We start from the raw sequence: 24,128 nt of genomic DNA on the forward strand, positions 1-24,128 counted from the left end.
CGACGACGGTGCAGGCACAATAGTGCCCATGAACTTCCTGGACCAACTGCGCGCGGCTGAGCGCCTGAACGATTCGCTGCTGTGCGTCGGCCTGGACCCCGATCCGGCCAAGTTTCCGACCCACTGGAAGGGCGACGCGGGCCGCATCTACGACTTCTGCGCTGCCATCGTGGACGCCACCAAGGATCTGGTGAGCGCCTTCAAGCCGCAGATCGCCTACTTCGCCGCCCACCGCGCCGAAGACCAGCTGGAACAGCTGATGGCCCACATGAAGCGCACCGCGCCCCATGTGCCGGTCATCCTGGACGCCAAGCGCGGCGACATCGGCGCCACCGCCGAGCAATACGCCCGCGAAGCCTTCGAGCGTTACCAGGCCGATGCCGTCACCCTCTCGCCCTTCATGGGCCGCGACAGCATCGAACCCTACCTGCGCTACCCGGACAAGGGCGCCTTCCTGCTGTGCCGCACCTCCAACCCCGGCGGCGACGACTGGCAGATGCAGCGGCTGGCCGACCAGCCCGGCCAGCCGCGCCTCTTTGAACATCTGGCCCGCCTGGCCCAGGGCGACTGGAACCTCAACGGCCAGCTTGGCCTGGTCGTGGGCGCCACCTATCCGCAGGAAATCGAACGGGTCCGGGCCCTGGCGCCCAGCCTGCCGCTGCTGGTGCCGGGTGTTGGCGCTCAGGGCGGCGATGCGCAGGCCACGGTGGCCGCCGGCTGGCGGGTCGCCCAGGGCGGTGGCACGGTCATCGTGAATTCGTCACGGGCGGTGCTGTATGCCTCCTCGGGCGAGGACTTCGCGGCCGCGGCCCGCCGCGTCGCGCAGGCGACGCGGGAATCGCTGCGCCCGGCCTCCCCGGTCGGCACCGCCAGCAAGGCGAGCGCCAACTAATTCGCGGAAACACGCAGCGCGCACACCTGAGCGTGGTTTTCGGGGTTCGGCCCCGATCCAGTTTCCTCGCGCGTCGTCGAGACTTCGTAACCGGACGTCACACGTCCGGAACAACAAAGTTGGACGACAAGGGTGAGCAAGGATTCCCAGGATGATCTGAGCAGTCTGGTCGGACAGGAGCTGTCGCAGGGCGACCGCCTGCCGACCGCACTGCAATGGCGCGCGGCGCGGCTGTTCATTGCCGCGTGCGTGGTGCTGTCAGCCCTGGCCGGACTGCTGCTGGCCTTCAGCATCCAGCCGGTGGAACCCTGGTCCGGCCTGCTGCCGCCCCTGGTGGCCCTGACGACCACCGGCGTGGGCCTGCTGCTGCTGTGGCGCCTGCCCCCGCAGCGGGTGCCGGCGGCCATGCTGCTGATGCTGTCGCTGACGCTGGCTGTGGCGCTGTCGGTGGCGGTGTCGCGTCACCAGGGCCTGGGGTCGCAGGCGCTGGGCGTGATGGGGCTGATGGTGGCCCTGGCCACCGCCACCATCGGCCTGGAAGCCGGCCTGACCATCTTCGGCCTGGGCGTGGCCATCCTGGGCGGGCTGGCCTCGGCCGAGCTGGGCGGCTGGCTGCTGGCCACCACGCCGGTCACCAGCCTCGAAAGCCGGCTGCTGACCCAGGGCATCCTGCTGCTCACCGGCCTGGTGGTGGGTCTGGGCACCTCGCGGCTCATCCGCCGCACCCTGCAGGAAGTCAACGACCGGCACGCGCGTTTCCGGCATCTGCTGACCATGGCGGCCGACTGGTACTGGGAGATGGATCGCCAGTACCACTTCACCCATCTGGCCGAGCGCCAGCCGGGCGCATCGGGACTCTCGCTGGGCAGCCGCCTGGGTCGCGCGCCCTGGGACATCGACAACCTGGGCCTGTCCGACGAGGACCTGGACGCCCACCGGGCCGACCTCGAATCCCATCGCCCCTTCCGCTCCCTGATGGCCCGGCGCACCGGCGAGGACGGCAGCCCGCGCTATGTCTCCGTCAGCGGCGAACCGCGGTTCGACGCCAAGGGCAACTTCCGCGGCTACTGGGGCGTGGGCCGCGACGTGACCGACGAGGTGCAGACCGAGCAGGCCATGCTCGCCACCGAGACCCGCTACCGCGAGCTGTTCCGCCGCTCGCCATCGCCGCTGGTGCTGCACCGCTGGGGACGGGTACTGGATGCCAACCCCGCCGCCATGGCGATGTTCGGCTACACCCAGCGCTCCAGCATGATCGGGCAGGACCTGTTCTCCCATTACGAGCCGGGCGACGAGGAACTAGGCCGGCAGCGCGCCACCAAGATCGAATCCATGCCGGTCGGCGCCATGCTGCCGATGATGGAATTCCGGCTGCGGACGCTGTCGCGTCGGCGCCGGCTGGTGCAGGCCACCAGCGTGCGGGTGGACGCCGCCAGCGGCCCCGCCACGCTGTCCTTCTTCATCGACCAGACCGAAGCGTCGCGCGCGCAGGAAGCGCTGCGCCGCTCCGAGGCGCTGCTGTCCCACCTCTTCGCCACCAGCCCGGACGTGGTCACGCTGACCGAGGCGGCCACCGGCCGCTATGTGATGGTCAACAAGACCTTCGAGCGGCTGACCGGCTACACCAGTGACGAGGTGCTGGGCCGCAGCACCGAGGAGATCGGCATCTGGCAGGACCCGCAGGACCGGGCCCGGCTGGTGGAGATGCTGCAGCTGCACGGCCGGCTGAACGACGTGCCGGCCAACTTCGTCACCCGCACCGGCCATGTGGTGCCGATGCTGATGTCGGCCGCGCCCTTCGTGATGGACGGCGTGACCTACTTCGTGGTGAGCTCGCGGGACGTGACCGAGTCGGAACGCACCCGGCTGGTCCATGCGGCGATTCTGGAGAACGCATCCATCGGTATTGCCCTGACACGCGACCAGCGCTTTGTGCAGGCCAACCGTCTGGCCGACGAGATGTTCGGCTGGACCTCCCTCACCCTGGTCGGCCAGCCCGACAGCGTGGTGTGGCCCAGCACCGAGGACGGCGGCAGCTTCGTGCGGGAATTCGGTCCGCGCCTGGCCGCCGGCGAGCAGGTGGAGGTGGAGCGGCTCATGCGTCGCCGTGATGGCAGCCGCTTCCTGTGCCGCATCCTGGCCCGCGCCGTCGATCCCACGCACCCCAGCCGCGGCGGCACCATCTGGATCATGGAAGACGTGACCGAGCGGCGCCGGGTCGAGGCGGCGCTGGCGCAGGCCAAGGACGAAGCCCAGGCCGCCAACCGAGCCAAGAGCGCCTTCCTGGCCAACATCAGCCACGAGATCCGCACGCCGCTCAACGGCCTGGTCGGGCTGGCCCGGCTGCTGCAGCAGTCGGACCTGGACCCGGACACCCGCAGCCACTACCTCAACCAGATGCTGGACAGCGCGGAGAGCCTGTCCGGCCTGATGTCCGACATCCTGGACCTGTCCAAGATCGAGGCGGGACGGCTGACGCTGGAGACCGTCCCCTTCGCCCTGCGCGAGATGCTCTCGACGCTGCGCATGGGCTACCTCACGCTGGCGCAGGCACGGGGCCTGACCTTCAGCGTGGCGGTGGACGAAGCGGTGCCGGCCTGGGTCTTCGGGGACCCGGTCCGCACTCGGCAGATCCTGGGCAACTACCTGAGCAATGCGCTGAAGTTCACCGACCAGGGCAGCGTCAGCGTGCGGGTGAAAAGCCTGGATGCGGGACGGCTCCGCATCGAGGTGAGCGATTCCGGCCCGGGCATCGACCTGGCCATGCAGGAGCGACTGTTCCAGCCCTTCACCCAGGCCGATGAATCCACCACCCGCCGCTACGGCGGCACGGGCCTGGGCCTGTCGATCTGCCGCGAACTGGCCGAGCTGATGGGCGGCCGCGTGGGCGTGATCAGCCGCCCCGGCGAGGGCGCCACCTTCTGGGCCGAGCTGCCGCTGCCGGCCGCACCGGCGCCGATGAGCCCGCCCCGGGAGTCGGTCCAGATGCCTGCACTGAAGGGATGCCGCGTGCTGATGGTGGAGGACAACCCGGTGAACATGCTGATCGCGGTGGCGATGCTGGAGCAGTGGGGGGCGGAGGTGTCCCAGGCCAGCGATGGCCGACAGGCGGTGGAGGCGGTCCATGCCGCTGCCAGCATGGGCCGGCCGTTTGATGCGGTGCTGATGGATGTGCAGATGCCGGTGATGGGCGGCCATGAAGCGACCCGCGAGCTGCGGCGGCGCTTCAATGCCCGCGAGTTGCCCATCATCGCGCTCACCGCCGCGGCCCTGACGCAGGAACGGGACGAGGCGCTGGCCGCGGGCATGAATGAGTTCCTCACCAAGCCGATCGATGCGCAGCGCCTGCGGGAAGTGCTGGTGGGGTTGACCTGCTCCTGAGGGCGGCCGACGGGGCCCGACGCTGGCGCGGCTCCCACCGGCTCCGCACGGCCCCACCCGGATTCGGAACCGCTCAGCGCAGGCTGAGACTGGCGGCCTTCCAGTCCGGTGCCTGCCAGCGCTGGAAGGCGCCGAGCAGCGAGGGGTCCGGCGCCTGGCGACGCGTCTCCAGCGAGTCCAGGTCCACCACCTCATAGCTGCGGCGGTAGCGGCCTTCGGCACGGGCTTCCCGGGCCACCAGCATCTCCTTGCCACCCGGGGCGAATCCGGCCAGTTCTGCATAGCCGATGCCCGGCTGGGCGGCGACCGGCGGCAGCACCGTCAGACGCCAGCCCTGTGCGGTCTTGCGCAGCAGCCAGAGTTCCCGCCAGCCGTCGGTCGGCACCGACGCCAGCGCCACCGCCGTGCCTTCGCGATTGACCCGCGCCGACGAGGCGGCGACCAGACCCCATCCACAGTGGCGCAGCAGCGTGTCTCGGCCGCCGACCGCGCTGAGGGTCAGGCAGGTCTCACCCGGTTGACCCGGCTGCACCGTCAGGCGCAGTCCCGCCAGGGTCTGTTCACCAGCCGCTGGTGGCAGCGCCAGCCAACGAGCCGCATTGCCGCGCATCACGGCCTCGTTGAAGGCGGCCTGGTCGTCATCGGCCAGGTCGGAAGGCTGGATGAGGGCAAAGGCGGACAAGGCCCGCGCTGCCGCTTCCTGAGGCACCGGGCCGGGCTGGGGCACCATCTGTGCGCTGGTCTGCGTGCTGGTCTGCGTGCTGGTCTGTGCGCTGGTCTGTGCGCTGGCCTGCTGGGCGCTCGGGGTCGGGGGCTGCGCGATGTTGGTGGCAGTCATCTGGGCCCGACGCGCGCGGACATCCGCCAGACTGCTCCACACCGCCACCTGACGCATCAGCACGCGATTCTTCCAGTAGGGCGCCAGCGCGCGCAGCTCGACCTTATCCAGCACGTCGGCACGCCACTGCTCCATGGGCTCGCGCTGGGCGGGCGTGGTGGCCGGTGCCATGCAGTCCGCCCGTGTCAGGGCGAGTGCCGCGCGGGCCTGCTGCTCGGCCGTGGCCGCCGGCATGGCCAGCACCCGGCGAAAGGCTTCGCCGTCATAACAAAGCTGCACCACGCCGGATTCCCGCTCCAGCGTGCGAAACCGGATGCCATAACGCGCCGCCACATCCAGCTGCGCGGCCACCTGCACATCGGCTGGCGACGGCGAGCCGTCCGGCCGCGGGGTGTTGCGGGACGCACGGTCGGCCAGGCGCTCCGAGAGCGTGGCCATCGCATCCAGCACCTCCACGCCAGTGGCGCCATTCATCTGCTGCGCGGTGGCGGCCTGCACATAGGCGGCCGCCAGGCCCAGGCCCAGCGATTCGGCGCCGGGCTGCTGACGCACCAGGCGCAGCGCAGCCAGCAGGGACGCCGGTTCCCCGGCGGGGCCGTCCAGCGGCAGCAGCTGGCTCTTGCGGACAAAGCCGCCGCGCTCGCGGCGGTAGTCGTAGACCTGGAAGTGGTCCATGCGTTCACCGCGGATTTCCAGCGCTTCGCCGCGCGCCAGTTGCGCCTGCACCGGCGCCGAGTCCTTGGCCGCCGCCCGCAGCGCCACGTTGTCCTGCACCACCAGGGCCGTTGCGGCCTGCGCTTGCGACGACAGCGTCAGCACCAAAGCCCCCACCACGGCCACGCCGGCCGTCCACAGCATCGGACGCATGGCTTACTCCTGCTCCTGTTGCGTGCGCGCGGCGGCGGTCTGGGCACCATCGGCGGATGCGCCCGCTGCTGCGTTTTGACCGGTCTCCCGGCTGCCCAGCAGCGTCTTGCCGATGAAGCCGCCATCGGACGGCGGCGGCGCAATGATCACCTGCACCTTGTCGGAGAGCTTGTCCGCCATCGCCTTCTGGATCAGCAGCGGATGGCGGCTCAGCAGCGCCCCTTCCGCCGCCATCTGCTCCACCGCCACCTTGCCGATGCGGGTCTGCCGATAGGCTTCGGCATCGGCCAGCTTTTCGCGGGCCTTGGCTTCGCCGTCCGCCTCGATGCTGCGAGCCTGCGCCGCACCTTCGGCCATGCGGATGCGGGACACCCGGTCGGCCTCGGCCTCCAGCTGGCGCTGCTCCACCTGACGCTGCTTGAACGGCAGCACGTGTTTCATCGCCTCTTCCTGGCCGCGGGCCGCAATGACCTGCTCACGGGCGGCCGCCTCCGCGGCAGTCTCGCGGCGCACCTTGTCGGCAGCGGCTTCCAGCTCGGTCTGGCGCACCTTCTTTTCCTGCAGCTCCAGCGTGTAGCGCATCTTCTCGCTGGCCAGGCCTTCGGACAGCAGCGTCTCCAGGCCGGTGCGGTAGTCCTGCGGCAGGTCCACATTGCCGATCTGCACGCTGCGCAGCACGATGCCGTCCGCCGCCAGCTTGCTGCGCAGTTCCGCTTCCAACGCCTGCTGGATGGGGCCGCGCTGGGTGGAGAAGATCTCCCGCACCGTGTGGGTGGCGATCTGCCGGTAGACGATGCCCTGCAGCGCCGGGGCGATGACCTCGCCTTCGATGTCATCCGGCAGGCTGCTCGCCAGGGCGGCCATGCGGCTGCTGTCCAGCGCCCAGCGCACCGTCAGGTCCAGGCCCAGGGAGAGGCCTTCCAGCGACTGCAGCGGCGCTTCCCCGTCGGCACGGGCAAAACGGGTGGGCTGGTAGCTGCGGTCGCGCAGCGGCAGGTCCCGCACCGTGTGCAGGCCCGGCACCACCAGCAGCGTGCCGCTGCGGGCTTCCACGACGCTGCCGGTGAGCAGGTTCTGACGCACGCTCACTTCGCCGCGCGGCACCTCGTGGGCCGGCGGATGGGCCACCAGCAGGCCGATGGCAGCGGCCACGGCGGTGACACCCAGCATCCACGGCGCACAGCGCAGCAGGCCGCGGCCGACGCGGCGCAAGCCTTCCCCAGACGACTGTCCGCCGGCAGAGCCAGCAAAGCCTGCGGCGCGTCCACCAGCGCCCTGACGGGCAGTCCTCTTGAACACGGCGTTCGACACCTTACCGAATGCGCCGGACAGCGATTCGCCCAGCCGCTTCACCCCCTGGGCCAACGCGGCACGTTGGGCCGAGGGCCCCGCCTGGCCGCCTTGATCGCTGCGGCCCTGCTCGGTGCCGCCGGTCGAGTCGGATGAACGGGAAGCCGCCGTATCGCTGGACGCAACCCCGCTTGGGGCGGCGGTCGGGTGCTTCGAGTCGGGCAGGTCAGGCTGGGTCATGAGGTCCTCCGGGATCGCCCCGGTCATTCGGGGCTGTGGTTGATGTCCGTCATGGTCCGCAGACACCGCGGAAGGCTCAATGCAGCCGCCGGCACATGTGTTCACACCCCGGAAGAAACCTTCACGCCGGGCCCTGCCGGGCCTGCTGATAATCCGACCCCATGGCACATCCCAAGAACCGGGTGGCGGTGATCGAGGACGACCGCCCCACCAGCGAGCAACTGGCCGGCTGGATCCGGGCCGCCCGCCCTGAACTGCAGGTCGACCAGTGGTTCGACCGCGACTCGGCCGAGGCCGCCCTCGCCCGCGAGGCCTACGACATGGTGGTGCTGGACATCGAGCTCGGCCGCGAGCGCCATGCCGGCGTGGCGCTGATCAATGCGCTCAACAAGCTCAATGCAGGCACGCCGGTGCTGGTGGTGTCGGCCATGCCGGCGGCCATCTACCGGGGCATCATGAAGGCCCTGGACGCCTGGGATTACCTGCAAAAGACCAGCTTCGACGAAGCCGAGTTCACCGACACCTTCCTGGACATCCTGCGCGCCGCCCGCGCCCGGCCGGATGCCGCGCCGGTGGACAGCGCCCCGGAAGCGCTGCAGCTCGATCCGCTGTGGCAGCGCAGTCCGCTGTGGCGGGGCCAGCGCATCAACCTGCCGCTGACCGCGCAGCGCATCCTGGCCACGCTGCATCAGCGCGCGCCGCAGGTGGTGTCCTACGAAGAGCTGTATGACGTGGTCAAGAGTGGCCGCACCCGCGACAACGTGCGCAAGCATGTCTCGACGCTGCGGGAAGCGCTGCGCGAAGTGGACCCCGGCTTCGACGCCATCGAGAACGTGCCGATGCGCGGCTTCCGCTGGTCCGGTCCGCGATGAGACTCGGCCCCGTCGAGCTGCCGGCCCTGGCTGTGCCGCGCCTGGGCCTGGCGGCCTTCCGCCGACGGCTGGTGGTGCATCTGGCCTTCCTGCTGCTGGCAGTGGCCACGGTGCTGCTGGTGCTCACCGTGCTCAAGGACCAGAAGCAACGCAGCTACCAGCGGTATGCGCAGGGCTTCCGCCAGTCGCTGTCGGAGATCGTGCTGCAACTGCGGCATCCCAGCGGCCAGCTGGCACTGCTGAATCCGGAAATGGGCACGGGCGACGCCGCCGGCCAGACGCCGGTGATGCTGCCCTATTCCGCCATCGACTTCGACGACCAGAACAAAGCCCAGCGGGCGGTGGAGATGGCCGGCTGCGGCCTGCGCTGGCCTGACGGCGCGAGTTTGTGCGTGGCGATTGGCTCCAATGCCTTTGCCGGTAGCTTTGTGTATGTGGTGGGGGGTCTGGACCTGCCGCTGCTGTCGGGCCGGGAGCGAGGTGCGCTGGACATCCGTCAGGTGCACCGCGCCCGGGTCACCTTGTCAGTGCCCGGCGGCGGGGAGACCTGGATCGCCCCCTTCGAGGCGATGGCCACCAACGGAGCGGGCAGCGCGGGCAGCCAGCGCGGTCGCCTGGCCGGGTTCGTCGAGACCGGGCCCGTGCTCGAGCGGCAGTCACGCCCGGTCCGGGAATTCCGGGGCTGGCTGTGGCGCGAAGGGCCCTGTGTGGAGGGCGAGCCCGCGGCCTCCGGCGGCGACTGTGCACGCCGCGCGTTTTATGCAATCCGCTTGCCGGTCGAAGCCTGGCGGGAATCGCTGTTCGAGCGCAGCCCTCCGGTGTGGCCGCCGGCGGACCTGGCCCGGACACGGGTGCGGGTGGAGCTGCTCGGCCCCTCCAGCGACGACACCCGCCCTCCCCCGGTGCTGTTTGACAGCGCCCGCCCAGGCGCATCCCTGGCCCTGTCCCTGGACCGGCTGGGCGCGGGGCTGCAGCCGGGCGAGACCCTGCGCATCGACCGCCTGCCCAACAACCGTCTCAAGGCACCCCAGACGATCGCCGAGCGCCGCGGCCCGGATCTGCCCGAGCAGGCCGTGCCCTGGCTCATCCACCTGATCCGCCAGTTGCCGGTGGAGGGCATGGACGCCGAGGCGGGCCGCTGGCTGCAGGCCCGCGACGTGGTCACCGCGCCGAGCGGCCGCTACCAGTTGACGCTGCGGGGGGACCTGCGCAGCCTGGACCGGCAACTGGCCCTGGAAGCCCGCCCGCTGGCCTGGCTGGCCGCGGCCATGCTGGCGGCCATCGCGATGGCGTGGCTGCTGGTGGAGCTGGGGCTGATCCGGCGCATTGCGGTGCTCACGCGCCGCGCCGCCGCGGTCAGCTACAACATGCAGGATGCACGGGCCGACGCCCGCATCGGCGAGCTGGACGTGACCGACCTGCGCGGCAGCGACGAGCTGGGCATTCTGGCCGGCAGCCTGTCCGACCTGCTGCAGCGGGTGAAGGACGGCCTTCGCCGTGAGCAGTTGCGCGCCGAGCGGGAGCGCGACATGTGGCATGCGGTGGGGCACGAGATCATGTCGCCGCTGCAGTCGCTGATGCTGCTGCATGGCGCGCCGGACGATCCGAGCCACCGGTATGTCCAGCGGATGCAGCAGGCGGTGAAGGTGCTGTATGGCAGTGCATCGCCCAGCGAGGCCCTGGCGGGCGCCGACCTGCATCCCGAGGCCCTGGACCTGGTGGCCTTTTGCGAGGACGTGGCCGCCAATGCCCACTATGCGGGCATCGAGGCCGTGCAGTTCGAATCGCAGTTGCCCGGTCCGCAATGGGTACGTGCGGAGGCCTATGCGCTGGAAGATGCGGTCACCCACATCCTGCGCAATGCGCAGCGTTATCGCGTGCACGGCACCGCCATTGCCCTGAGCCTTCATGCCGGTGAGGACGCCACCGTGGTGCTGGCCATCCGCAACCAGGGGCCGCAGATCGACGCCGCGCTGCTGGACAAGGTGTTTGAATACGGCGTGTCCGATGCCGAGCCGCAGCCGGGTGGGGAGCGCCGCGGTCAGGGTCTCTTCGTGGCCAAGACCTACCTGTCCAAGATGGACGGCACCTTGCAGGCGCGCAACCTGCCGGACGGGGTGGTGTTCGAGCTGGGATTGCGCACCGTGAGCGCGCCCGTCTGATGCCAAGGAGAAGCCATGCCGATGAATCCTCATTACGCCCTGACCGAGCCGCTGCGCGATGCGGTGGACACCCTGTCGCAGGAAGGCCCCGTGCTGGTGGAGTTTGGCGCGCCCTGGTGCCCGCACTGCCTGAGCGCCCAGGCGCTGCTGGAGTCCGCCTTCGAGGGCGGCCATCCGGACGTTCGCCACATCAAGGTGGAAGATGGCAAGGGTCAGGCGCTGGGACGCTCGTTCAAGGTCAAGCTCTGGCCGACGCTGATCTTCATGAAGGGCGGCCAGGAAGTGCAGCGCCTGGTGCGCCCCACCAGCGCGGATGAGATCCGGCGCGCCCTGCTGGCGATTGACGGACACGAGCAAGGGCCAGGCGATCGCGCGACAATCCGCCCATGACTCAGACTGCCCATGTCCTGGTCCCCCAGGACGGCCCCCCGGAACTGCTGTTTGTGCTGCTGCATGGCGCCGGCGCGGACGGTGAACAGATGCGCCCGCTGGCCGAGGCGCTGCATCGCCAGTATCCGCGCGCGGCCCTGGTGATGCCCAACGGTTTCCAGCCTTTTGAGGGCATTCCGGGCGGCGGCGCCGGATTCCAGTGGTTCTCCGAACGCGGAGATGAAACGCTGCGGGCTTTGCAACTCTCCGCGGCCGTGCCGTCGCTGGTGGCCTTGGTGCGCCAGTGGGCGGAGAAGCTGTCGCTGACCTGGGACCGGGTGGCGCTGGGCGGGTTTTCGCAGGGTGCGATGCTGGCGCTGGAAGCGCTGCAGCAGGAAGAGGCGCTGGCCGGCCGGGTGCTGGCCTTTGCCGGCGGTTATGCCTACTGGCCGCAGCATGCGCCGCAGGACGTCTGCATCCACCTGCTGCATGGCAAGGACGACACCGAGCTGCCTTATCCGCCGCTGCTGAGCGCCGCGCAGGAGCTGGTGTCGCTGGGCGCGGACATCACTGCGGACGTGTTGCCCCATGTGGGCCATGAGCTGCATCCGCAGTTGATCGATCGGGCGATGGAGCAGCTGCGCACCTTCATCCCGGCACGCCTGTGGCGCGAGGCAGTCCTGACCGCCGCGGAGCAGGACAAGACCGAACCGAGACACTGAACGCGGCGGCCCCAGCGCTCGGTGTCACCGCTCGGCATGACCGCTCGGTGTCACCGCTCGGCATGACCGCTGCGCATGACCGTCCGGACGACTGCCTCAGTCCAGCGTCACTTCAGTCCGCACCGTTCCCGCACGTTCGGCGCTGGCCACCAGTTGCAGCCGCGTGCCTTGCGGTGCGCGCACCACCCACTCCGCCACCGCGCGGTCGCCAGTGATGTCCAGCTCCGGCAGGAAGGACAGTTGCGACTGCTGCGGCGCATGGCCCTCCAGCTGCGGGCCTTCCATGCGCGGCTTGCCACTGACCAGACTCACCGCCGGGTCCTCGGGCAGGAAGATCTCGAACATCACCCCCCGCACCTGCTTTCGGTTCAGCGCCTGCTTGGTCACATAGGCCGGCAGCCAGCCGCTGTTGGCCACCGCCAGCCGCACCCGCCAGGTGTCCGGCCCCAGCGCCCGTACTTCCGTGCGCAGCAGCTCCAGCTTGGGCAGGCTGAGCGCGATCTGCATCATCCACGCCGGGAACCGGGCCGCTTCCCGCTCGCGCAGGTGCGGCGGCGGATTGCGCCAGTAGTTCATCTTGTCCCAGCCACCGATCTCCACTTCGCCCAGTTGCGGATGGAGGAAGGGCTTCCAGTCGACATGGGCCTGCCCGTTGCAGGCCTCGTCGCTCCACTTCAGGAGCTTGAGATCGTCCTCCACCGGATGGTCGCGGAACCAGTCGATCCACTTGTAGCCGGACACGCCCGCTTCCTTGTTGGGCGACCACAGCTCCACCACCCAGAACAGCGCGCCCAGGTGCTCGTAGACCCAGTCCTGCGTGCCGGTCACCACTTCCTTGGGGTGGTACTTGAACTCGTGCCAGATGCTCACGACCGGATAGCCGGTGTGCTTTTCGCCGAGGGCCGAGAAGCGCTGGTAGGCCCAGAGGTCCTCGGGCGGCATGTCATCGTCCGAGCGGGTGCTGCAAGGACGCAGGATCACGCCGCTGTAGGTGTGAAAGCTGATGGCCGCGCCGATGTTGGGATGGCTCACCATGAAGTCCATCATGGCCCGCACTTCCGGCTCGCTGGCCGGATACGGACCAGCGCCCGGCTGCTCGAATTCCTGCCGCCAGCCGGCCGGAAAGTTCCGGTTCAGGTCCAGGCCCTCGACATCCTTGTTGACCTTGATCGTCAGCCCGTCGTGGTTGAGCACCAGCCCTTCCGGCATCAGCCGGTAGTACTCTCCGCCGAATTCACCGGGCTCGCGCGGCACCATCAGCCGCGGCTCCTGCGGATGCTTCTTGAAGCCGCCATGCGGATCCCGCACCCGCATGGTGAGGATGCGGCCGTCGCCGTCGATGTCCTCCAGGGTCAGGCCCTCCACCGGTGGCTCGTCATAGGGATAGGGCCGTGTGGACGACCGGATGTGCCGGGGGCGATCCGCCAGGGCCAGCTCGGCGCCGTCGGGGTTCAGCCGCGGCACGAGGTAGATGGTGCGGGTGTCCAGCAACCGGGTCACCTGCGCATCCTGGCCGTAGTGGCTGACCAGATGATGCAGGTAGTAGAGGCAGGCGGTGCAGGCGGTCAGCTCGGCGGCGTGGATGTTGCCGTCCAGCCAGAAGGCCGGTTTGTCCACATCGGCGCCGGTGGCCGTGTTGGTGATGATGACGGCCCAGATGTCCCGCCCCTCATGGCTGCGACCGATGGAGCGCACCGACACCAGGTTGGGCCGCGCCTGCACATAGGCCATCAACAGCTCCGTCAATGCTTCGTGCCGGGGGAATTCGTCGAAGCGGGGCGTGGGCAATGCGGTCATGGACATCCCTGGTCAGTCAAAGCGACCCAGGCATTGTGCCGACCGGCCCCAAGCCCTGGCCTCGGTCTAAACGCTAGGGCGCCGCAGCGCCAACGACCCGGCGTGCGGAAGCCGCCCGGCATGGCTCACTGCCCCTTGAACAGCCCCTGGAACTGGCGGGACACCGGCAGCTTTTCCGCACTGCCCTTGAGACTGAGCTGCATGGTGTTCTCGTCCAGACGGGTGGCACTGGCCACAAAGCGGCTGTTGACCACCACCGAGCGGTGCACCTGCCAAAAGAGGTGGGGGTCCAGGTCGGCCAGCAGTTCCTTCAGGGCGGTGCGAATCCAGGCTTCGCCATCGCGGTGGACGACGCGGGTGTAGCGGCTGTCACTCTGGAAGAACAGGACATCCTCCGGCGCGATCAGTTGCACCTCCCGGCCCTGGCTCGCCTGGATGGGACGCATCGGCGGGCGATGGGCGGGCAGCAGCTGGCGCAGCAGCTCCAGGGTCTGCGCGGTCATGCCGGTGCTGGCATGCTGGCCGGGATGCGGGTCGGGGTGTTGACCCGCATGGCGGTCAGCGCGAGGGTCGAGATCCGCCTGCGCCGACGCCCCACCGCCTGTCGCAGTGGCCACCGGCAGACGCGCACGCAGGCGCTGCAGGCATTGCTCCAGCCGGTGGTCCTCCAAGGGCTTGAGCAGATAGTCCACCGCACCCGCCTCGAAGGCGGACAGGGCATGGTCCCCGTAAGCGGTGACAAAGACCACCTGGGGCGGCTCCGCCAGTTGGGCCAGGCGCTGGGCGACTTCCAGGCCCGACAGACCCGGCATGCGGATGTCCAGGAAACACAACTGAGGCTCCAGGGCGAGGCAGTCGTCCCAGGCGTCCACGCCGTTGGCGCTCTGGGCCACCAGGGTCAGGTCCGGGGCCAGACGAGCCAGGGCCGCGCGCAGTTGCTCGCGTGGGCCTTCTTCGTCATCCGCGATCAGGGTGGTGATGCTCATGGCCGGAGGTCCTCCTGGCGGGTCTTGAGGTCGTGGACGGGCGGGGGCTCGGGGGCCGCGCTGCGCGGCGTCTCAGGCACGGCGGCCTGACCGACAACCGGCTCCGCAAGCGGCCATTCGATCCAGGCCAGGCACCCTGGCGTGGCCGCCTCCAGCCCCATCTGCGCCGCGCCGCCGGACTGCGCGGCCAGCCGCTCGCGGGTGTTGTGCAGCCCCACCCCGTCGCAGGCCCCCGACACCAGCCCGGCGCCGCTGTCCTGCACTTCCAGCCGCAGCCAGCGGCTGTCCTGGGTGAGGCTCAGCGTCACGGCGATGTGGCCCCCGCGCAGGCTGGGCTCGATGCCGTGGGTGATGGCGTTTTCCGCCAGCGTCAGCAGCGTGCCGGGCGGCAGCGTGGCCTGGATGAGCACAGGGTCCGGCACGGTCGTGCTATCGACCGTCCAGGTCAGCCGCGCGCCCAGCCGCGCCTGCATGATGTCCAGGTAGCTGCGCACGATCTGCAGTTCCTGCGCCACCGGAAGCCGGTCGTGCTCGAACATCGGCAGCGTGGCCCGCAGGTAGCGGGTGAGTGACCGCAGCAGCGGACCGCCGCGCGCATCCTGCGTGTCCACCCAGTGCTGCAGGGAAGCCAGGGTGTTGAAGAGGAAATGCGGCTGGATCTGCGCGGCCGCCAGGCGCTGCGCCATGGCCACGCGCTGCTGCTGCTCGTCCAGTTCACGAAGCCGGTTCTCCAGCTGCTGGGACCGGTAAATGGTCAGGAACCACCAGGACGACAGCATCACCGCCAGGCCCCCGGCCAGCAGCGGCATGGTGTCCCGCATCAGGCTCTTGTGGCCGGCGTTCACCATCAGGATGGGCACCATGGCGGCCAGCAGGCCCGCTCCCAGCGACGCCAGGTTGAAGCGCGCCCGGGTCGGTCGCCGCCACAGCCAGCGGCCCACGCCCAGGCCGGCAGCGGCGGCCGCCAGCGCCACCACCAGCACCGCGGTGGCCACCATGGCGGGCAGGAACTTGTAGAACAGCACCACCAGCACCACGACGTTGCTGTAGACGTAACAGTCGATGCCCAGCGACCAGCGCTGCGGGCCGACCCGCGCCAGTTCCGCCTCGGTGAAGGTGCGGCGCGGGCCGGGGAACAGCCATTGGGTCCAGTCGAAGCGGCGGGCGACAGGCATGGTGGGCAGGGTGGGCGTGGGATGCATGATCGGGACAGGTGCAAGCCAGACTGCAGTCTAGGCAGGCCCCGGCCGGACAGCGCCTGCACTGCGGCGAACGGCGGGCTGGCGGGACGAGCAGCCGGAGCCGGACCTTGGACGGACCGGCGACCTGTTCATCCCGACCGGCTCAGCAGAGGGCTTCGCCGCCCTGGAAGACCTTGAGCTGGCCCGGCTCGATGGCGCACCAGGGCTCGTCGCGGGTCAGGGGTTCGGTGGCGACGATGGCAATGCGGTCGGCATCGGTCGTCTTGGCGGCCAGGTCGATGCTCAGGTCCTCATCCTGCAGGGTCACCGGGCCAAAGGGCGGGCGGCGCAGCAGGTAGTGCAGCCGGGTGGACCCATGCGCCCACAGCGCCTGGCCGTTGGACAGCAGCATGTTGAAGGTGCCATGGCGGTTGAGCTGAGGCAGCAGCTCCCGCAGGGTGTGGTTGAGCTCTTCGATGGCCGGCATGTCGGCATGGGCCTTGGCCAGCTCCTGCATCAGCCAGCAGAAGGCCCGCTCGCTGTCAGTCTGGCCCACCGGCCGGAAAGCCGCATGCAGACGCGGCTGGAAGGCCTTGAGGTCGCCGTTATGCGCAAACACCCAGTACCGGCCCCAGAGCTCCCGCACGAAAGGATGGGTGTTCTCCAGCGACACCACGCCCTGCGTGGCCTTGCGGATGTGGGCAATGACCACGTCGCTCTGGATGGGATAGTGCTTGACCAGCTCGGCCAGTGGCGACACGCGCGCGCTGTGGTGGTCCACGAAATGCCGCAAGCCGCGGCCTTCGAAGAATGCGATGCCGAAACCGTCCTTGTGTTCGTCGGCCCGTGTGGCAAGGCCCGCGAAGCTGAACATCACATCGGTGGGGCGGCGGGCATTCATGCCCATCAGCTGGCACATCACGACACTCCGAAAGTCAGGCACCCGGTCTCATCCGGGGGTTCCTGATGATCGCTCATTCGAGAAACAGGCGGGCCAGTCCCTTGACGCTCACAAGGTTGCCGGGATTACTCGTCTCATTGAGCACCCCGCTCATGCGGTTGAGCAGGCGCGGGCTCTTGCGGGCGCGCCAGATCAGCAGGTCGGCCAGCCAGGGGAAGGCATTGACCCGGTTGCCGCGCTCATAGAGGTCGTACTTGGGCTGCAGCGAACGCAGGCCTTCCTCGTAGGCGGCGCGGACCGCGGCATCTTCCTGGCGATGGGCGAGGATGGCCTCCGCGGCCAGCAGGCCGGTTTCCATGGCCTTGCCGATGCCTTCGCCGGTGAAGGAATAGGTGGACCCGGCAGCCTCCCCCACCACCAGCAGGCCGGGGCGGGTCCAGCGGGCGCCCTTGAGGGTGCAGCGCAGCGGCGCGCCCTTGAGGTCGCCCACCAGCTGGCCTTCGGCCATCAGCCGCTTGGCCAGGGGGTGGTAGCCGATGAAGGCATCGAAGATGGCGCGCAGGTTGACGTCCTTCTTCTGGCCCTTGCCGGCGAGGTCGCGATGGCTGTCGGTGACGCCAACGCCGATGTTGAAGTGGCCGTCCGGCGCCGGGAAGATCCAGCCGTAACCGGGCTGCACCGGCTTGCACCACACCACTTCCAGGGCCTTGATCTCATCGACCAGGGACGGCGCATGCACATAGCCGCGCAGGGCCACGCCGCTGGGCGTGTGGCGCTCGCACATGCCAGCGGCGGTCAGGGCCTTGGGCACGGCGCCGGTGGCCAGCAGCACCCAGTCGGCCTCGATCTCATGGGCCTGGCCGTCGATCAGGAAACGCGCGCCACGCACGCGGCCCTGGGCGTCTTCCAGCGGCGCCTCGAAGCGGGCGGGCGACAGGAAGCGCGCGCCGGCTTCCTGGGCGCCGAGGTTCAGGATTTCATCGAGCTGCTTGCGCGGCAGCACGGCCAGGTGACCCGGCACGTCGATGCTGCCCCCACGCGGGCCGACGCAGCGCACATGGCCGGAGCGCTGGGCCCGGGCCATGACCCGCTCCAGCAGGCCCAGGCGTTCCAGCGCCTTGTGGGCGTCCGGGATCAGGCCGTCGCCGCAGATCTTGTCGCGGCCCAGCGGGTGCTGGTCGGCCATGACCACATCCAGGCCGGCGCGGGCCAGCCAGCGGGCCGCGGCGGAGCCGGCCGGGCCGGCGCCGATGATGAGAACCTGGGTACGGGTGGGGAGTGCGGGGCGGGCGTCGATCATGGGGTGATTCTCGCCGAGCCGGACACAAAAAAAGGGCCCCCGAAGGGGCCCCTTGTTCCATCTGCCGGTGAGGGCTTAGAACTCGTAGGAACCGCGGACGTAGAAGGTCCGGCCGGTCGGGTCGGTGAAGCGCGGGTCGTAACCAGCCTGGAACACGGCCTGCTGGAAGGACAGCGGCGGGTCGCGGTCGAACAGGTTGCGCACGCCAGCGGTCAGCGACAGGGTCTTGACCGGCTTGTAGGTGCCGTACAGGTCCCAGGTGGTGTAGGACGCCACGATGTTGCTGTCGTCACCGTTGGGGTCATCGCGGTAGGACGACTTGTAGTGACCGGTCAGGCCGACCGAGTACTTGCTGGCGTAGCTCCACACGGCATTGACGTTGTGCTGCCAGCGGAACACCGGGCCGGCGCCGCTGTACTTGCCGACGTTCTGGATCCACGGACCGTTCTGGTACTCCTGGTACTCATACTTGGTCACGTAGGTGCTGTTCAGGCCGAACGTGAGCGTGCCAAAGCCAGTGCGAACGCGGTAGTTGCCGGTCAGGTCGAAACCGTTGGTGTTGTTGCCACCGAGGTTGCGCTGACGCACGTCCACATAGCCGCAGGTCGGGCCGGGGCAGACATTGGTGGCCTGCGACAGCTGGCCGTCGGCGTTGCGGTGGAAGTACTCGCTGAACTGCTGGTAGTTGGCCGGGTCGTACAGGGACGCCTCGCCGATCGTGCCGATCAGGTTCTTCACACGGATCCACCAGAAGTCCACGCCGAAGGACAGGTCCGTCGTCGGGGCGAACTGGAAGCCCAGGGTGCCGCTCTTGCTCTTTTCAGGCTTGAGCTCGGCATTGCCGCCGTTCATGGCGGTGAACTGGGTGTCGCAGTTGATGCCAGCACCCACGCCGCCCGGGCACAGCACCGGATCGCTCACCGTGCCGGTGTTGGTGAAGGTGTTGGCAGCGTGCAGCTCATACAGCGACGGCGCGCGGAAGCCGGTCGACAGCGAACCGCGGACCAGGATTTCCTTGTTCGGCTGGAAGCGGAAGCTGACCTTGGGGTTGGTCGTGTTGCCGAAGTCGTTGTACTTGTCGTAGCGGACGGCGGCAGTCACATCCAGCGTCTTGTGCAGGGGCACATTCAGCTCGGTGTAGACGGCATAGACCTTGCGGGTGCCCACCGAGTAGGTTTGGGGATCGACACCGGTGGAGTCGAACACCAGGGTGGCGTAGTCCTTGTTGGCTTTCTGGCTGAACTTTTCCTTGCGGAATTCCGTGCCCACCGCGATGCCGGCGGCACGACCAGCACCGAACCAGTCGCCCAGCTCACGGCTGGCGTGGGCGTCGAAGTTGTAGGTCTCGCCCTTGCCGTTCATCAGCGTGCCCAGCGCCGCAGCATTGCGGATGTACTGGATGGCGTCGTCCGACTGATTGCCGAACGGGTTGATGATGCCGTTGGTGACGCCCGCGGCGATCTTGCTGCCGTCGGCATAACCGCCGGTCAGCTTCTCGGAGACGCGGTTCTGGTTGTAGCTCAGGCCCGACGAGTAGTCCCAGCCAGCGATCACGCCGTCCAGCGTCAGCAGGTAGCGTTGCTGCAGGTTGGTGTTCTTGTCCTCACGCGGACCGCTGACGGTGTCGCGCCACTTGACGGTCAGCGGCAGGGTGGGGTCCAGCGCGGGATTGGTCGGGAAGAACACGTTGCCCGGCTGCATCGACAGCGCGCCGTAGGGCGTCGGTGCCAGACGGGTCTCCACCACGCTGCGGGTGATGAAGTATTCGGCGCCGAGTTGATGGTCGGCGTTCAGCTTCAGCGTGCCCTTGAGCATGCCGGAGGAACGCTCGCTCTTGGGCACGTAGTCCACATACGACGAGGTCGTCATGCGGCAGAAGGTACCGGCCTTGATCAGGTTGGTGCCGTTGGTGCAGTCCGGAGCCGCCGGGTTGTAGACGGTCAGGCCGCTGCCTTGGTAGTAGTTGGCCGGGTCGGTGTTGGTCGACAGGCCGCCGGCATAACGCTGGTTGTAATTGCGCTGGTCGCCGGCGATGTTGTCCTGCTGCTGGTAGTCCACGAAACCGAAGACGTTGAAGCCTTGCTGGTCCAGGTCACCGTAGCCGTAGCCGATGTTGAAGTTGCCCGACTTGCCGCCCGCATGCTGGGGCGACTCGTAGCCGATGTTCACCGAGCCGCCGGTGTAGTCCTTCTTCGTGATGAAGTTGATCACGCCGCCGATGGCGTCGGTGCCGTACAGCGAGGAGGCGCCGTCACGCAGCACTTCGATGCGCTCGATGGCCGCCAGCGGGATCATGTTCAGGTCAGGGGCCGAACCGTCGAAGGCATTGTTGGCAATGCGGCGGCCGTTCAGCAGCACCAGGGTCTTGTTGGCGCCCACGCCGCGCATGTCCGCGAAGGACGCGCCGCCGGTGGACGAGCCCACCGACTGGCTGGTGCCCAGCGAAGCCTGGCTGGCCGTGAGCGTGCTCAGGATCTGTTCCACCGTCGTGAGGCCGGCCTCACGGATTTCGTTCATCTTGAACGTGGTCACCGGGACGGAGCTCTCAGCGTCCAGACGCTTGATGGCGGTCCCCGTCACCACCACGCGCTCCAGCGTGGTCTGTTCTGCGTCCTGGGCCAGCGCCGGGAAGGCCGCAGCCGCAACAATGGTGGCCACTGCCAGGCTCACCGCACTCAGCTTGTGCATCTACAAACTCCAAAAATTTCAATGCCGTCACTGCAACTGCTCGTGAGCGACGGACGAAAAAAGCACACCCCGGGGGCGCCGGGGTGTGTGTCTGAGTTTGCAAGGTTTCACAAAGGGTTTGGCAGCGGGGTGCGGATGCCGCGCATCGCCGCTCATTTCGACCTCAAATTGACATGAAAGTCCGGGTAAACACTGAGATATCCGTGAATACCCGGTCGCAGCAACGCCACAGACACGCTGCTTTACATCGGCTTTACCGTGACAAGTTGGTCGGACATTCAAATGCCTTGCGCCCATAACTTCGTAAAAGACGAACCTCTTTGAAATAAAAACGGGAAGGTTTCCCTTCCCGTTTCCCTTTCCGTAGAGGCTCGGAGCTCCGGCGGCCCGCCCAAGGGCGGGTGACGCCCGGCGCCGTTAGAACGAGTAGGTGGCGCGGGCGTAGAACGCGCGACCCGTCGGGTCGGTGTAGCGCGAATCCCAGCCACCGCCCTGGAACAGGTCTTCCTGGTTGGTGTAAGGCGGATCGCGGTCGAACAGGTTGCGCACGCCCAGGGTCAGGGACAGGTCCTTGCGGGCCTGCCAGGAGCCGAAGACATCCATGGTGGTGTAGTTGGCCACCTTGGCATTGGTGCTCGGATCGAAGTCCTTGTAGTGCGACTTGAAGTGCACCACGCCGCCCGCGCCGAAGTCCCCGTAGCGCCAGTTGGCGCTCAGGTTGTGCTGCCAGCGGAACACCGGGCCGGACTCCCCATAGGTGCCCACGGCCTGAACCCAGTAGCCGTCCTTGAAGTCCTGGAACTCATACTTGGCCACGTAGGTGCTGTTGAGCGCCAGGTCGATGGTCGAGCCAGCGGCCTGGATGCGGTACTGGGCGCTCAGGTCCACGCCGTTGGTGCGCACCTTGCCCAGGTTCTGCAGGGTCTGGTCCACATAGCCGCAGTTCGGGCCCGGGCAGTTGCTGGACAGGGACAGCACATTGCCAGGGGCAAAGTGGAAGTACTGCTGGAGCTGCGGATAGGTGTCGTAGTTGCTGAACAGCGCGAACTGCGGAATCGAGCCGATCGAGTCCTTCAGGTGCACCCACCAGAAGTCCAGGCCGACGCTGGCGTTGTTGATGGGTTGGTAGACCACGCCCAGGGTGGCCGTCTTCGACTTCTCCGGGCTCAGCGCCTTGTTGCCGGAGTTCAGCACCTGGAACTGGGCCTTGCACTGGCTGCCGGTTTTGCCATCGGGGCACAGCAGCGGGTTGGCGTAGTTGCCGGCCGTGTTGGTGAAGGCCGGATTGCCATACAGCTCATACAGCGTCGGCGCGCGGAAGCCGGTGGAGGCCGAGCCGCGGAACAGCAGTTCCTTCATCGGCTGGAAGCGGAAGGACACCTTGGGATTGGTGCTGCTGCCAAAGTCGCTGTACTTGTCATAACGGACCGAGCCGGTGACATCCAGGCTCTTGAGCACCGGCACGTTCAGTTCGCCATACACGGCGCTCACATTGCGCGAGCCTTCCGACAGCGAGTTCGGGTCCACACCGGTACTGGCCGAGACCTTGGCGGCGAAGTCGGTGTTGGCGGCCGAGTGGAATTTCTCGTGGCGGAATTCAACGCCCAGGGCCAGCGCGCTGTTGCGGCCGGTGTTGAGCCAGTCGCCCAGTTCACGGCTGGCGTGGGCATTGACGTTGTGCACGGTGCCGGTGGCGGACTCCAGCAGGCCGTTCAGGGCAGCCGCCTTGAGCAGCGCGGTACCGGCGTTGTCCTGCGGGCCGAACGGGTTGATCACCCCTTCGAGCAGGCCTTCACCAATCATGTCGCCGTCGGCATAACCGCTCACCAGCGACTGGTCCACCTTGTTGCGGTTATAGGAGTAGGCCACCGAGTAGTCCCAGCCCAGTCCATTGCCGTCCGCGGTCAGCAGCAGGCGGTTCTGGGTGTTCTTGTTTTCCTGGCCGCGCGAGCCGTTTTCGAAATCACGCCAGTAGACGTAGGTGTAGCCCGGCAGCACGTTCACCGGATTGGCGAACTGCGAAGTCGGATTGAACGCGGGAGCGCCCGCGGTGTTGGGGTCCGAGAAGTTGGGGTCCAGCGCCGGGTTGTTCGGGTAGTACTTGGTGCCGGGGTTGATCAGATAACCGCCGTAAGGCACGGGCGCGACGAAGGTCGTCACCTTGTTCTGGGTGACGAACAGCTCGGCGCCCAGGGTCAGGCTGTCGTTGACCAGCAGGCTGCCCTTGATCATGCCCGAGGCCGTCTCCGACTTCGGCGTGAAGTCCACGAAGGAGCTGGTGTTGAGCTTGCAGGCATCGCCCGACAGCAGCATCTGCGTGCCGGTGCAGGCCGTGCCGGTCGGGTTGTAGAAGGTCGCGTTGTCCTGCGTGTAGTTGGCCGGCGCCGTGCTGTAGGACAGGCCGCCCGGAATGCGTTGGTTGAACGGACGCTGGGTGCCGGTGATGGCATCCTGCTTGCGGTAGCTGGCAAAACCGAAGACGTTCCAGCCTTGCTTTTGCAGGTCGCCATAACCGAAACCGGCATTCACCGAACGCTGCTTGCCGCCCGGGTGCTGGGGGTCGTCGTAACCCAGCGTGATCGAGCCGCCCTGGTAGCTGTTCTTGGTGATGAAGTTGATCACGCCGCCGATGGCGTCAGTGCCGTACAGCGCCGAGGCGCCGTCCCGCAGCACTTCGATGCGCTCGATGGCGGCGAACGGGATCATGTTCAGGTCAGGGGCCGAGCCGTCCACCGCGTTGTTGGCGATGCGCTGGCCATTGAGCAGCACCAGCGTCTTGTCGGCGCCGATGCCGCGCATGTCGGCGAACGAAGCGCCGCCGCTGCTGCTGCCCACCGATTGGGTGGTGTTGGTGGACGACTGGACGGCCGTCAGGTTGGCCATCACCTGCTCGACGGAGGTGATGCCCGACTTTTTCAGGTCGTCCATCTTCACGACGGTCACCGGGACAGCGGTTTCAGCGTCGATCCGCTTGATCGCCGAACCGGTCACGACGACCCGCTCCAGGGTCTGGTCCGCTTCCTGCGCAAAGGCCGGCAGGGTGGCGGCGGCAACGATGGTGGCCACAGCCAGGCTCACCGCATTCAGTTTGTGCATGTCTACACGCTCCTACAGAAATCAGTCGTCGGTCGCGTTCTTGGCGCTTCCAGACCGGAAATAAAAAGGCCCCGCGGGCAGGCGAGGCGTGTAGGAAGTTTGCAGAGAAATTCGAATAACGGGAGGGGTTCGTGCGCCAATCGCGCATATCAATTCAGTTTCGACGCAATTGCCTTCGAAAAAAGGGTTTTCCCTGACCGGAATTCGATCAAACGGTCGTGCTAGCACCACATCCGGTGGCCTTTACGCAGGAATTACAAGAGGCGTCTGTAGGGATTATCTGAATCTCGACACATCAAACTTGTCGCGGAATGGAAGCGGAAATGTTCGCTAACGGGATGAAATCGATGTCCCGTGTGTTTCTCCACCTTGATTTGCAATTCCGCAAATATCTGGAATTCAAGGAGAAACAATATAGAGCCTTGGTTTTCAATATCGAGGATTGAGGCGGTGACCCGTCCTGAACTACGTTGACAGTCCCGGACGGTTGTAAAGGTCGGCGTCAGCCAACCAACTGCGCCCGATGCACAGCATCGGGCGTTTGCA

The 24,128-nt window shown here is 67.8% G+C and carries 16 protein-coding genes; 6 read left to right on the top strand and 10 right to left on the bottom strand.

The window, feature by feature from the left end:
- The first annotated feature begins 28 nt into the window (after positions 1-28).
- Both pyrF and DES44_RS23600 read left to right on the top strand, forming a co-directional pair.
- On the top strand, positions 29-892 hold the full coding sequence (gene pyrF / locus DES44_RS23595) for an orotidine-5'-phosphate decarboxylase (RefSeq protein ID WP_058936891.1): 864 nt from the start codon (positions 29-31) through the stop codon (positions 890-892).
- A gap of 132 nt (positions 893-1,024) precedes the next feature.
- Positions 1,025-4,273, top strand: a complete 3,249-nt coding sequence (locus DES44_RS23600; RefSeq protein ID WP_058936892.1) for a PAS domain-containing hybrid sensor histidine kinase/response regulator — start codon at positions 1,025-1,027, stop codon at positions 4,271-4,273.
- 73 nt (positions 4,274-4,346) lie between these two features.
- Here DES44_RS23600 and DES44_RS23605 read toward each other — a convergent pair whose 3' ends face one another.
- Positions 4,347-5,978, bottom strand: a complete 1,632-nt coding sequence (locus tag DES44_RS23605) for an SH3 domain-containing protein (protein ID WP_058936893.1) — start codon at positions 5,976-5,978, stop codon at positions 4,347-4,349.
- A gap of 3 nt (positions 5,979-5,981) precedes the next feature.
- Positions 5,982-7,508: an SPFH domain-containing protein gene (locus DES44_RS23610; protein ID WP_083526131.1), complete on the bottom strand. Its 1,527-nt coding sequence runs from the start codon at positions 7,506-7,508 to the stop codon at positions 5,982-5,984.
- A gap of 161 nt (positions 7,509-7,669) precedes the next feature.
- On the opposite strand from DES44_RS23610, the gene DES44_RS23615 reads away from it, so the two are divergent.
- The 4 genes from DES44_RS23615 to ypfH are packed head-to-tail and all read left to right on the top strand — an operon-like array spanning position 7,670 to position 11,633.
- Positions 7,670-8,380, top strand: a complete 711-nt coding sequence (locus DES44_RS23615) for a response regulator transcription factor (protein WP_058936894.1) — start codon at positions 7,670-7,672, stop codon at positions 8,378-8,380.
- Entirely contained in the window at positions 8,377-10,542 is a 2,166-nt protein-coding gene (locus DES44_RS23620; RefSeq protein WP_058936895.1) for a sensor histidine kinase, read from the top strand. The genes DES44_RS23615 and DES44_RS23620 overlap by 4 nt, the downstream gene beginning before the upstream one ends.
- A gap of 15 nt (positions 10,543-10,557) precedes the next feature.
- A complete protein-coding gene (locus tag DES44_RS23625; RefSeq protein WP_058936896.1) occupies positions 10,558-10,932 on the top strand; it encodes a thioredoxin family protein in 375 nt (124 codons plus the stop codon).
- On the top strand, positions 10,929-11,633 hold the full coding sequence (gene ypfH, locus DES44_RS23630) for an esterase (RefSeq protein ID WP_058936897.1): 705 nt from the start codon (positions 10,929-10,931) through the stop codon (positions 11,631-11,633). The genes DES44_RS23625 and ypfH overlap by 4 nt, the downstream gene beginning before the upstream one ends.
- 96 nt (positions 11,634-11,729) lie before the next feature.
- Here ypfH and DES44_RS23635 read toward each other — a convergent pair whose 3' ends face one another.
- The 8 genes from DES44_RS23635 to DES44_RS25345 all read right to left on the bottom strand — a co-directional run.
- Positions 11,730-13,430, bottom strand: coding sequence for a M14 family metallopeptidase (locus DES44_RS23635; protein ID WP_058937672.1), 1,701 nt, complete (start codon positions 13,428-13,430; stop codon positions 11,730-11,732).
- Between the two features lie 125 nt (positions 13,431-13,555).
- Positions 13,556-14,416, bottom strand: coding sequence for a LytR/AlgR family response regulator transcription factor (locus DES44_RS23640; protein ID WP_058936898.1), 861 nt, complete (start codon positions 14,414-14,416; stop codon positions 13,556-13,558).
- Positions 14,413-15,618, bottom strand: a complete 1,206-nt coding sequence (locus DES44_RS23645) for a sensor histidine kinase (RefSeq protein WP_058936899.1) — start codon at positions 15,616-15,618, stop codon at positions 14,413-14,415. Before DES44_RS23645 ends, DES44_RS23640 begins: the two co-directional genes overlap by 4 nt.
- Before the next feature lie 142 nt (positions 15,619-15,760).
- A complete protein-coding gene (locus DES44_RS23650) occupies positions 15,761-16,516 on the bottom strand; it encodes a class II glutamine amidotransferase (RefSeq protein WP_058936900.1) in 756 nt (251 codons plus the stop codon).
- A gap of 55 nt (positions 16,517-16,571) precedes the next feature.
- Positions 16,572-17,798 (bottom strand): NAD(P)/FAD-dependent oxidoreductase, encoded by a 1,227-nt coding sequence (locus DES44_RS23655; RefSeq protein WP_058936901.1) that lies wholly within the window; start codon positions 17,796-17,798, stop codon positions 16,572-16,574.
- A gap of 75 nt (positions 17,799-17,873) precedes the next feature.
- Positions 17,874-20,486, bottom strand: coding sequence for a TonB-dependent receptor (locus DES44_RS25855; RefSeq protein ID WP_058936902.1), 2,613 nt, complete (start codon positions 20,484-20,486; stop codon positions 17,874-17,876).
- Positions 20,487-20,903: 417 nt separating this feature from the next.
- The gene (locus tag DES44_RS23665) at positions 20,904-23,582 is read right to left on the bottom strand and encodes a TonB-dependent receptor plug domain-containing protein (protein WP_058936903.1); all 2,679 of its coding nucleotides are present in this window, start codon (positions 23,580-23,582) and stop codon (positions 20,904-20,906) included.
- A 254-nt stretch (positions 23,583-23,836) separates the two neighbouring features.
- The coding region (locus DES44_RS25345) for a hypothetical protein (RefSeq protein WP_211326951.1) at positions 23,837-24,128 on the bottom strand (292 nt) is incomplete at its 5' end.

The organism is Roseateles depolymerans (genome assembly GCF_003387155.1).
GTDB classification, from domain to species: Bacteria; Pseudomonadota; Gammaproteobacteria; order Burkholderiales; family Burkholderiaceae_C; genus Roseateles; species Roseateles depolymerans.

Excerpts from the sequence above, each read along its gene's own strand:
- pyrF (WP_058936891.1), top strand. The coding sequence starts at position 29 with ATGAACTTCCTGGACCAACTGCGCGCGGCTGAGCGCCTGAACGATTCG.
- DES44_RS23605 (WP_058936893.1), bottom strand. The coding sequence starts at position 5,978 with ATGCGTCCGATGCTGTGGACGGCCGGCGTGGCCGTGGTGGGGGCTTTG.
- DES44_RS23610 (WP_083526131.1), bottom strand. The coding sequence starts at position 7,508 with ATGACCCAGCCTGACCTGCCCGACTCGAAGCACCCGACCGCCGCCCCA.
- DES44_RS23615 (WP_058936894.1), top strand. The coding sequence starts at position 7,670 with ATGGCACATCCCAAGAACCGGGTGGCGGTGATCGAGGACGACCGCCCC.
- DES44_RS23620 (WP_058936895.1), top strand. The coding sequence starts at position 8,377 with ATGAGACTCGGCCCCGTCGAGCTGCCGGCCCTGGCTGTGCCGCGCCTG.
- DES44_RS23625 (WP_058936896.1), top strand. The coding sequence starts at position 10,558 with ATGCCGATGAATCCTCATTACGCCCTGACCGAGCCGCTGCGCGATGCG.
- ypfH (WP_058936897.1), top strand. The coding sequence starts at position 10,929 with ATGACTCAGACTGCCCATGTCCTGGTCCCCCAGGACGGCCCCCCGGAA.
- DES44_RS23635 (WP_058937672.1), bottom strand. The coding sequence starts at position 13,430 with ATGACCGCATTGCCCACGCCCCGCTTCGACGAATTCCCCCGGCACGAA.
- DES44_RS23640 (WP_058936898.1), bottom strand. The coding sequence starts at position 14,416 with ATGAGCATCACCACCCTGATCGCGGATGACGAAGAAGGCCCACGCGAG.
- DES44_RS23645 (WP_058936899.1), bottom strand. The coding sequence starts at position 15,618 with ATGCATCCCACGCCCACCCTGCCCACCATGCCTGTCGCCCGCCGCTTC.
- DES44_RS23650 (WP_058936900.1), bottom strand. The coding sequence starts at position 16,516 with ATGTGCCAGCTGATGGGCATGAATGCCCGCCGCCCCACCGATGTGATG.
- DES44_RS23655 (WP_058936901.1), bottom strand. The coding sequence starts at position 17,798 with ATGATCGACGCCCGCCCCGCACTCCCCACCCGTACCCAGGTTCTCATC.
- DES44_RS25855 (WP_058936902.1), bottom strand. The coding sequence starts at position 20,486 with ATGCACAAGCTGAGTGCGGTGAGCCTGGCAGTGGCCACCATTGTTGCG.
- DES44_RS23665 (WP_058936903.1), bottom strand. The coding sequence starts at position 23,582 with ATGCACAAACTGAATGCGGTGAGCCTGGCTGTGGCCACCATCGTTGCC.